Source organism: Chroococcidiopsis cubana SAG 39.79, from assembly GCF_003991895.1.
Classification (GTDB): Bacteria; Cyanobacteriota; Cyanobacteriia; order Cyanobacteriales; family Chroococcidiopsidaceae; genus Chroococcidiopsis; species Chroococcidiopsis thermalis.
Map to the genome: position 1 here is coordinate 6,576 of NZ_RSCK01000120.1, position 9,226 is coordinate 15,801.

Genomic DNA, 9,226 nt, shown 5'->3' on the forward strand with positions numbered 1-9,226 from the left:
CTCATCTGCTTCTAGTTGTATTAACTCTGCTTCGTATTGCTTGGAAGACATTTGTGGTAGTGTCTTTTGCGGTTCTGTCGTTGCCATTGCTTGGGCGATCGCGCTTAGTGCAGGATAGTCATACAGATGGGACTGTACTAGTGGTAAGATTTCTTGTACCTGACCCAAGATTGACATTGGATCTTTAGCAATTTTGCGTAGCAATGCCTGTCCCCGCTGACGAGATTGTTTGACTTCCTGGTTTAGGAGTTTGTAGACAAGTTGGGCTTGTCGAGCAAATTGTGCTAAGTTTATCTGCTCGGCTTCTCGCCAAATAGCTTCACAAATGTATTCTTGAAGCTCGGATGATTTACTAACCGGAGCGTGAATTAGTTAACATAAGAGATGTAGCTACGTCCTTTGTAAACATGAAACTCAAAGACGCTCGCCACCTATCACCATCCGCTCAAGAAGCCTTGCGATATCGAGTCGTAAATGCAGTAGAAAATGGGATGAGTAAGTCAGAGGCAGCGCGTGTATTCAAGGTTTCGCGCACAGCAGTTCATCATTGGACGAAAACCATAGCAAGCGTTGGCACAAAAGCATTAAAAGCCAAAAAGCGAGGTCGCCCCAAATGTTCGCGGCTACTTCCCCATCAAGCAGCTACAGCTGTGCGGCTGATGGAGCAGAAATGCCCAGAGCAACTGAACTTACCCTTCTATTTATGGACGCGCGAAGCGGTACAACAATTTTTAGCAGAGCGCTTCAATTTATCGGTGTCGGTGTGGACAGTGGGGCGTTATCTCAAGAAATGGAGCTTTACACCACAAAAACCATTACGCCGTGCCTACGAACAAGATCCACGCTTCTGTGAAGCGATGGTTGGAAACAGAATACCCAGAAATTTGTCGCATGGCTAAATGCGACAAAGCGGAGATTCATTGGGGCGATGAGATGGGTGTCCGTTCTGACTACCAAGCGGGTTGTTCCTACGGGCGGGTGGGAAAAACGCCAGTCATACCAGCCACAGGACAGCGTTTTGGTTGTAACATGATTTCAACGATTACTAATCGTGGCCAGTTGTGCTTCAAGCTGTTTGTACAACGTTTTGATTCTACAGTGATGCTGGACTTTTTACGTCGCTTGGTGCGTCAAAGTGAGCAGAAGATTTTTCTCATTGTCGATGGTCATCCGGTACATCGCTCTCGTGCAGTCCATCAATGGCTAGCAAAGCATTCCGAACGCATCCGCTTGTTTTTCTTGCCCGCTTATAGTCCCGAATTGAATCAGACGCGAATTACTCAACCATGATGTCAAAGCCAATGCTGTAGGGCGACAACGTGCCAAAAACAAAAGTGAGATGATTGACAACGTCCGCAGCTATTTACAAAGCACGCAGCGTCAACCAACAGTTGTGCAAAACTTCTTTCACGAGAAGCACGTTGCTTGTGCAGCTGCCTAGACTGTTCACTATTTTATGCTCTGGTTAGTACATTTGATACATAAAAATTTATAGCTACATGAAGATCAACAGCTAAAGATTAGGTACGCGCAAGCAGCGATCGTGCTTGTAGAGAAAACTAGCTCTACTCGTTCGTGTATCAAAGCTTGCTCGCCTAAGAGCAAGGAGCGCGGATAAACACAAAAAAAGCAAGCTGACAAAATGCCTCCTTACCCACTACCAATCTTCAAAACTATTGTCATCGCACTGACTTGAGGCTGTCAATACTTCTAGTAAATAAATCGGTGAAGATACTCATAACCGGACGCGATCGCACTTTGACATTTGTGCTAACCGATATCCCCAATTGTAGTGACACGCTTCGCTATACTCACCACTACCTTTTTCCAAACCGTGCATCATTTGTATATATTCGTCACTTATTACACGAAGTTGTTTGAGCCGTGTTACCGAGATGGGTGGTTAGTGGAATTGAACGGTGTATCCTAGTTTGGTCAGTTTATTCATTACCGATCGCTAATTCTTCTCGGCTTTTTCTTTCAGAGTAAATTTCTGGAAATTAATGTGCGCCAGCTCGTACCTCAAATGAAAACACAGCCCTAACTAACTTGACTCGTTCATCCAAACTAGGTGTGTCAACAAATCATCAGTTGACGAGACTTGCTAGTGCAGTGACAAGAGCTGCTGTCCAAAGTCCAAAATCTGGGCGCTGATGACTATTGTCTTGAAGAATGCGTTGTAACAATTGTACGTTTCTGCCGCGATCTCCTTGGCGCAAGGTGGGTAAGGTTAAATCAGTGTAGGCAGTTGTAATCAGAATCGGTGATGGTTGTTGTGAAGGAATGCTTTGTGCAATCGCCCGATGAGTGAATGCGCCTCCGAGCAATCCGATAGCGAGCGTTAGTAATCCGAAAATAGTTCGAGGTTTCATGATTGTTCTCCTGATGGATTGGTTCTAGTTCATTTCGGCATCATCCACAACAGACATTAACGTTCAGGATTCACTTGCCATGTAACAACAATGATTTCTGCAAACAGTAAGACAACTATTAGCCGCGAAAACGCTTGTAAAATGGCTTCCATCGCCCAGTTCTGACTCTGAACCTCCCAGATCGTCCAAATAATGTTGAATCCAATCACCAACCAGGGTAGAATGACCGCTGAATTCCGTCTGCGATAGAAGCGGATCGTCGTCTCGCGCCAAAATAGGAAGGTGCTGAGGAGACAGACGATGTAGGATACTCCTGCACTGACGAACAAGCTGGTTTGAAAACCCGAAGGCAGATTTGGGTATCCAAGCGCGCTCGCTGTCAGACAGACTCCCAGCGCGAGATACAGGAAAGTAAACAGAGTAAATCGTTTCATTGTTTTCTCCAATAGAGCTTATTCTCTATACCAGACACGCACACATTGAAAGCAGTTGATTGTCACGCCTTGACTGATCGTCACTGGGTGGAAACTATTACTGATCGTCAATCCGTAGTCACCATCACTTGTGCCTTCGATTCGATCGGGCAAAACAACGGTTTCCACATTGATCACCTGTATTGTTCTACTTTCGATCCACTGATTTGCAGTACTAACCACATCAGAGAAGGATTCATACTCGGAAGCTCCGCCGAAGGGTCCTCGTTGAGTAATCCGAGGCGCAAAATCTTTGCACTTAATCATTTGATTTACCACCTTAAAACTGTAAAGTTGAGCATCAATTCAAGTAGTGGGCGATGCCCACCATCTTTAAAGCCTTTCACGGTAAAGCTTTGTGGGCAGTGCTAACCCGACGAGGTTTATTCCAAAACTTAAGCCAACCTTGCCAGTACCCTAAGAACAGAGGTAAAAGCATGAAAGCTGATATGGGCTAACATTGCAGCTTCTAGCGAATATTGCCAAAAGAGCCAGCCAAAAGCAATGCCAGCAATTCCATTCAGTAACAACGCTCGGATAATCACAAGCGGAGTAAGGGGAACGATCGCGGCAGTCGCTGGCAGGTGTAGTAGTCCAAATACCAACGCGGCTAGAACGATCGCACCCTGGTAAATCCCTTGACTTGGCAACGTAACGCCTTGTTTTAGCCCTTTCCACGCGATCCAAACAAGCAGCGACATTAAACCCCAGCGCATCAAAATTTCCTCAGTGATGCCGCCATAGAACATTGCTGTGAGCAAATTCAACCAACTTGGCTCTGTATTATTGGCTGCCCGTAGCGCTTCAGGTAGAACAGGTTGCATCAACCGATCGAGCAACAAAATAACGATCGCTGCCGCTGCACCCACACCCAAGCTCCACTTCATCTCAACGGCAAAAGATGGAGACTTGGCGATGTGAAACACCCAACGATCGATCAAATGGGAGCGTAATCCAACACGATAGGCACAACCAATTCCGATCAGAATGCTGATTGCCAGTAGAACTGAATATTGTAGTCCTTGCAGAAGCATTAAAGTCCACAGTGGCGGCACTTTTGCCAGGTTTTCTGGCGACAGTTTTGCCAACTGTTGCTCGACTAAAGGAATAGACGCGATCGTAAACATCACAATTCCCACACTGCCCAATACAAATAAAATCCCGAATTGTTTCAAAATTGCCATTGATTTAATCTCCAAATGATCCGTCCTATTAGCCCATGCCAGCAGCTACCATCACCGGAATTGTGGGCAAGTTAAAAACGACATGAACGACAACAGCAGTCCAGATCGATCCACTGCGGCGGTAGATTTCGGTGGTGGCAAGACCAGCTACCACAGCCGCAGGAAAGACGATATTGAAGCCATGAGCGATCGCGAAGATCAAGGTACTGCCCACAACCCCAAGAACCACACCATGACGGAGCAGGGCGGTGGTGATGACACCTCGGAAAACCAACTCCTCGCCAAGAGGTGTGAGGAGACCCAGAAACACCGTAGCCAGAACCAGGGACAGCGTCCCGCCACTACCACCTTGGACGTACACCCCCTGAATGTTTTCGGTGTTCCCAGTGATCCCAATCCAGACCAGAACCGCCAGTCCCCTCCTGAGTACGAAAGAAACTTCATCTGCTCCATTCATCCCATGCTGCCCTTGCCACCTTTGCGATGACCTCCTCTCGGATTACATCAGTTGCTTGAGAATTTGAAACAAACACTGCGATCGCCAAATGTTGACCACTTGGAAGCGTTACGAGTCCCACATGATTGGTTGCCGCTGTTACTCCATTCACAGTAGACGAAGTACCCGTTTTGTGTGCTACGACCGTTCCCTCTGGTAACAGTCCTTTGATACGCTTTAGACCTGTCTGAGCCTCTGTCATCCATTGCAACAGTAGCGCTTGACTGGTTTTTGAAAGTCCTCGTCCTTCATATAATGTGCGTAATAAAACTACTGCTGCATCGGGTGTTGCAGAGTTGCGATACTGCACGGTTGAATCTTGCGCTAACTCCTTCTCTGTGTTCGCTACAACGATGTCGTTTATACCAAGGCTGCTTAAATATTCCGTGACACGTTGCGGTTCACCGATGAGCCGCAGCAGTACATCACAGGCGGTGTTGTCACTTTTAGAAACCATGTATTGCAAGAGTTCAGACAGACTGAATTCCTTTCCTTGCGAATTCTCGTCTAGTACTTGACTTCCCTGGACAATATCGCTTGCCTCGATCCGAATCTTCTGATCTAGCTTGAGATTTCCTCGATCGACTTGATTCAGAACCGCCATTGAGATCGGCAACTTGTAAACGCTTTGCATTGGAAAGTGCTGATTCCCATTCAGAGACACTGATTCTCCAGATTCCAGCACTGTAGCTGTCATCCCAACCCGCCCTTGAGCCGCTTGAGAGATCTGCCCAATGCGATCGCGTAATGCGTTTGTGCGCTCAGTCGTAGCTGTTGTAATCTCGCTTGACGAAGCTGTTGGGCGGTTTGAGGTGACTTCCCTACTTCCAAAATTAACGCCTGTGCAACCAACAGTCAGTAAAACACTTAGAAGAAACAAGCAACATGAGTAGAACCAGTCTTTTTTGAGCACTCGAATCATATTATCGAACCAGGATTGCGAACAACTAGAGCTATATTTGTCGATCGTTCAATTTCGGAAGTCAGCTAAATGCCGTTGCGTAATCACGAGCAAAGTCCTTGAACTGACGAGGCGCTTTGCCAGTCGCATCTTCTATCCCGGAAGCAATCGCTGCTGCCTCATTGCGTCGATAATGGGCGTAATCTTCCATCAGTCCATCGGCTTGCCAAGCTGGCATCCCAAAGCCAACCATTGCTTCCCGCATCTGTTCGGGGGGGACATCGACAAACGCAATCTGACGCTTCAGGGCAGCAGAGAGATATTCTGCCATCTCGGTATGTGTTAGCGCCTGTGAACCCGTGAGATCGTAAATCTTTTCTTCATGCCCAGCTTTGGTCAGAGCAGCTACAGCAACGTCAGCAATGTCGCGCACGTCTACCACGCTCACCTTTGCATTGTCGATCGCTGCATAAAAGGCGTTTTGGCTTGCGATCGTCGATCTAAAGTTTAATAAGCCCTGCATAAAGAGGTTGGGACGCAGAAACGTGTACGTCATTCCTGATGCTTGGATTGCCGCTTCGACTGCGGCATGGTAACGCAAAAAGCGCACGGGCGAATGGGCATCGGCTGCAAATTGCGATAGTTTGACGATATGCTTGACACTACTTTGACGTGCCGCATCAACGAACGCAAGTTGTTGCGCTTCTGCGCGTTCTGTAGAGTTCGTCAAGAGAAAGGCACTGTCCACTTCAGTCAGCGCCTCCAACAGCGTCTCAGGGCGGTCAAAGTTCCCCTCCACCACTTCAACATTCGGGAGTGCAATCTCCTTTGCTCGATCGTGGTTACGAACCATTGCGCGGACTTGCATGTTCTGCGCTGCGAGTCGCTTGACAATCTCTGTACCGTTGATCCCAGTTGCGCCAGTTACTAAAATCATTTGACTATCCTGAAATACTATAAAACCCCTAACGATTTCATCCGCTATTGATTGCACCCAGAGTCGTGGTTGATTGAATGATAAAAATTGCCTTTGAAACTGCTTTGCCGACCAACTCCCCTTCTGCGATCGCTTTAATTCGCGATCGCGCTTCAGGACGTTCTTCAGGTCTGAACACCGCATCGGTCAGGTGAGAGGCTTGCATCAAACTAATCAATGCTGCCATCCGAGAATCCAGTCCAATGCCTTCTAACACGGCTGCACGAACTTGCTGGACAATCTCGCGTTGCATAGATTCATCGGTTAGAAAATATCGCTGCGTTGGGAACAGTCCAAGAATGCGTTGCTCTTGTCGTTCTAAAACACCTAAATCAACTAAGTTCTGCAACACAATCGGTTGAATTCCTCTGTATCTTCGTCTCCAACGAGTCACCCAGAACCTTGCAGTTCGAGGACAAGACGATGCTAGAACCTCACTGAGGCGTTGATCTAAGAATTCATTGCCTGTGTTGCCTGCGATCGCGCCGATCGCACGATTGTCGTTGTCGATTTCAAGTTTGCCTTGCAGGACTAAGTCTAGTAATAAAGAACCGACCAAGCCATAGTCGAGTGCAGAGTACCAAGAGAAGCGAGTTTTCCCAGTTTGGGGATTGAGTGCAAGCAGGATTAAATCCTGTGAAAGATATTGCATGATGAATTCCTGATTGAGGTATGCTGCGGTTTCTTTCAGCCCGTGCCAACGAGCACCATGATCGGGATTGTGGGCAGGTTGAAAACAATATGAACGACGAGACCGGGCCAGATCGAGCCGCTACGACGGAAGACCTCAGCGGTAGCGAGACCGGCCACAATGGCCGCCGGAAAGACAATGTTAATACCGTGCATGAGGGCGAAGATCACAGTGCTGCCCACCACCCCAGCGAACGAGCCGTAGCGCAGCAGCGCGTTGGTGACGATGCCGCGATAGAGCAGTTCCTCGCCGAAGGGTGAGAAGACGGAGATCAATACTGTGGACAAAACCAGAGACAGTAACCCGCCGCGACCACCCTCTGCATAAACATCCTGAACATTGTCCGTGTCCCCGGTGATCTGGATCCAGGTCATGATCGCCAGACCCTTGAGCACAAGGGCAACCAGCCCTACGCCAACACTGGTCAGAAGCCAGCGACTGGAGGTTCGGCGTACACCGAAGGCGCTCAGGGAAGGAATCCGCAGCCGCGCGGCTGCCGTGAACGCGATGAGGGTGGCGACGCCGGTCCATGCAGCCAGGGCAAACGCATCTAAATTTATACCAAGCTTAAAGTGATATTCTGGAACAAATACTTTTATGGAGAAATAAGCGTCTTGGCTGTGTTTAATGAAGTTGAAGCCTAAAATTAGTATCGCCGACCATTTTGCCCAGATGCCAGATCCAAGAGTTGAGCGAACTAAGCGACATCAATTAATTGATATCATTACCATTGCTATCTGTGCAGTCATTTGTGGAGCAGATACTTGGGTAGAGATGGAAATTTACGGACAAGCTAAACATCAATGGTTGAAGCAGTTTCTAGAATTGCCGAATGGGATTCCAAGTCATGATACTTTTTCTAGAGTTTTTAGTCGTTTAGATCCAGAACAATTTCAAAATTGTTTTTTGAATTGGGTTAAGTCTATTAGTAAGGTCGTTGCAAGAGAAGTCGTTGCAATAGATGGAAAAACACTGCGCCATTCCTACGAGCGTGGAGGTGATAAAAAAGCTATTCATATGGTAAGCGCTTGGGCGACTGAACAAAGATTAGTGTTAGGACAAGTTAAAGTTGATGAGAAATCGAATGAAATTACAGCCATCCCAGAGTTGCTTAAGGTGTTGTCGCTACAAGGGTGTATTGTCACAATAGATGCAATGGGCTGCCAGAAAGACATTGTTAAGCTAATAGCTGGGCAAGAAGCAGACTACGTTATCAGTTTAAAAAAGAACCAAGGCTCACTATATAAACGAGTAGAAGCATTATTTTCCGAAGCACTAAAAAACCGATATGAAGGATTTACACATAGCTCAAACCGCCGCTCAGAAGAAAGTCATAGTCGAGAGGAAACCAGGTATTGTGTCCAGTTGAGTAATGTTCAGAATCAAATAGATCCAGAAGGCAAATGGCAAAATCTGCAAAGTATAGGTCGCCTAGATGTAATGAGAACGGTCAACGGTAAAACCAAAATTGAGACTCGTTATTTTATTAGCAGTCTAGCAAATAACGCCAAATTACTTGCTGATTCAGTGCGGCAACATTGGGGAATAGAAAACTCGTTGCACTGGGTATTAGATGTAGCATTTCGGGAGGATGATAGTCGCATTAGAAAGGATAATGCTCCCCAAAACTTTGCTGTACTACGTCACATAGCTCACAGTCTCCTGCAACAAAATACATCAGTAAAAACTGGGATAAAAAACAAACGACTAAAAGCTGGTTGGGATAATGAATATCTCGCTAAAGTTCTGTTTGGATAAAAGCTGAACGCAGAATTTAGCTGCAAGATTAGGCTATTTCTGCATTGAAGTATGTATTGAAGATAGTCTAGGATTTTACGCATCAATTTATTAGCTAAAGGAGTTTATAGAAGAAAATCTAAGGCTTATAACCTCCCAATTTAGCCTAAAGCATTACTCCGCTCTGCTATTTCCAGAATTTTTAGCCCAAAGCGCTTCTTAGTATTTCATTATGCTTTTATTAGATGCGTTTGCCCTGGTGGCTCTGACATAAATCCCATTTTCTTTATTCACCAACCAAGCAGTAGCAGTCGTTTTGCCAATCCCTGTAAAGCCGTAAAGCAAACCCATTCGAGGCACTGCTACGGCGCTATGCTTCGATTCTTGAAACGCACT

12 protein-coding genes are annotated in these 9,226 nt (G+C 46.6%); 3 read left to right on the forward strand and 9 right to left on the reverse strand.

Translation table 11 applies throughout. The features are described 5' to 3' along the window. Nucleotides 1-407: 407 nt before the first annotated feature. Both DSM107010_RS41705 and DSM107010_RS41710 read left to right on the forward strand, forming a co-directional pair. Complete coding sequence (locus tag DSM107010_RS41705) at nt 408-899, forward strand: helix-turn-helix domain-containing protein (protein WP_241994442.1); 492 nt, start codon at nt 408-410, stop codon at nt 897-899. Continuing rightward, nucleotides 892-1,290, forward strand: coding sequence for a transposase (locus DSM107010_RS41710; RefSeq protein WP_241994443.1), 399 nt, complete (start codon nt 892-894; stop codon nt 1,288-1,290). The genes DSM107010_RS41705 and DSM107010_RS41710 overlap by 8 nt, the downstream gene beginning before the upstream one ends. A gap of 797 nt (nt 1,291-2,087) precedes the next feature. Here DSM107010_RS41710 and DSM107010_RS33185 read toward each other — a convergent pair. The 9 genes from DSM107010_RS33185 to DSM107010_RS40540 form a co-directional block, all read right to left on the reverse strand. Beyond that, entirely contained in the window at nt 2,088-2,372 is a 285-nt protein-coding gene (locus DSM107010_RS33185) for a hypothetical protein (protein WP_199755934.1), read from the reverse strand. A gap of 56 nt (nt 2,373-2,428) precedes the next feature. Beyond that, nucleotides 2,429-2,806, reverse strand: a complete 378-nt coding sequence (locus DSM107010_RS33190; RefSeq protein ID WP_106168167.1) for a hypothetical protein — start codon at nt 2,804-2,806, stop codon at nt 2,429-2,431. Nucleotides 2,807-2,824: 18 nt separating this feature from the next. Beyond that, nucleotides 2,825-3,112, reverse strand: coding sequence for a hypothetical protein (locus DSM107010_RS43365; RefSeq protein ID WP_106168168.1), 288 nt, complete (start codon nt 3,110-3,112; stop codon nt 2,825-2,827). A 128-nt stretch (nt 3,113-3,240) separates the two neighbouring features. Further along, complete coding sequence (locus DSM107010_RS33200) at nt 3,241-4,029, reverse strand: CPBP family intramembrane glutamic endopeptidase (RefSeq protein ID WP_106168169.1); 789 nt, start codon at nt 4,027-4,029, stop codon at nt 3,241-3,243. 28 nt (nt 4,030-4,057) lie between these two features. Continuing rightward, complete coding sequence (locus tag DSM107010_RS42595) at nt 4,058-4,486, reverse strand: CPBP family intramembrane glutamic endopeptidase (RefSeq protein ID WP_106168170.1); 429 nt, start codon at nt 4,484-4,486, stop codon at nt 4,058-4,060. After that, nucleotides 4,470-5,447 carry a class A beta-lactamase gene (gene bla / locus DSM107010_RS33210; protein WP_106168171.1) on the reverse strand — a complete coding sequence of 326 codons (978 nt, stop codon included), beginning with the start codon at nt 5,445-5,447 and terminating at the stop codon, nt 4,470-4,472. Before bla ends, DSM107010_RS42595 begins: the two co-directional genes overlap by 17 nt. A 61-nt stretch (nt 5,448-5,508) precedes the next feature. Next, on the reverse strand, nt 5,509-6,363 hold the full coding sequence (locus tag DSM107010_RS33215) for an SDR family oxidoreductase (RefSeq protein ID WP_106168174.1): 855 nt from the start codon (nt 6,361-6,363) through the stop codon (nt 5,509-5,511). Between the two features lie 37 nt (nt 6,364-6,400). Next, nucleotides 6,401-7,054, reverse strand: coding sequence for a GOLPH3/VPS74 family protein (locus DSM107010_RS33220; protein ID WP_106168172.1), 654 nt, complete (start codon nt 7,052-7,054; stop codon nt 6,401-6,403). Nucleotides 7,055-7,089: 35 nt separating this feature from the next. Then, nucleotides 7,090-7,467: a CPBP family intramembrane glutamic endopeptidase gene (locus DSM107010_RS40540; RefSeq protein WP_199755936.1), complete on the reverse strand. Its 378-nt coding sequence runs from the start codon at nt 7,465-7,467 to the stop codon at nt 7,090-7,092. 253 nt (nt 7,468-7,720) lie between these two features. Between DSM107010_RS40540 and DSM107010_RS33230 the strand changes: the two genes are divergently transcribed. Further along, nucleotides 7,721-8,851 (forward strand): ISAs1 family transposase, encoded by a 1,131-nt coding sequence (locus DSM107010_RS33230; protein ID WP_127025023.1) that lies wholly within the window; start codon nt 7,721-7,723, stop codon nt 8,849-8,851. Nucleotides 8,852-9,226: the final 375 nt, after the last annotated feature.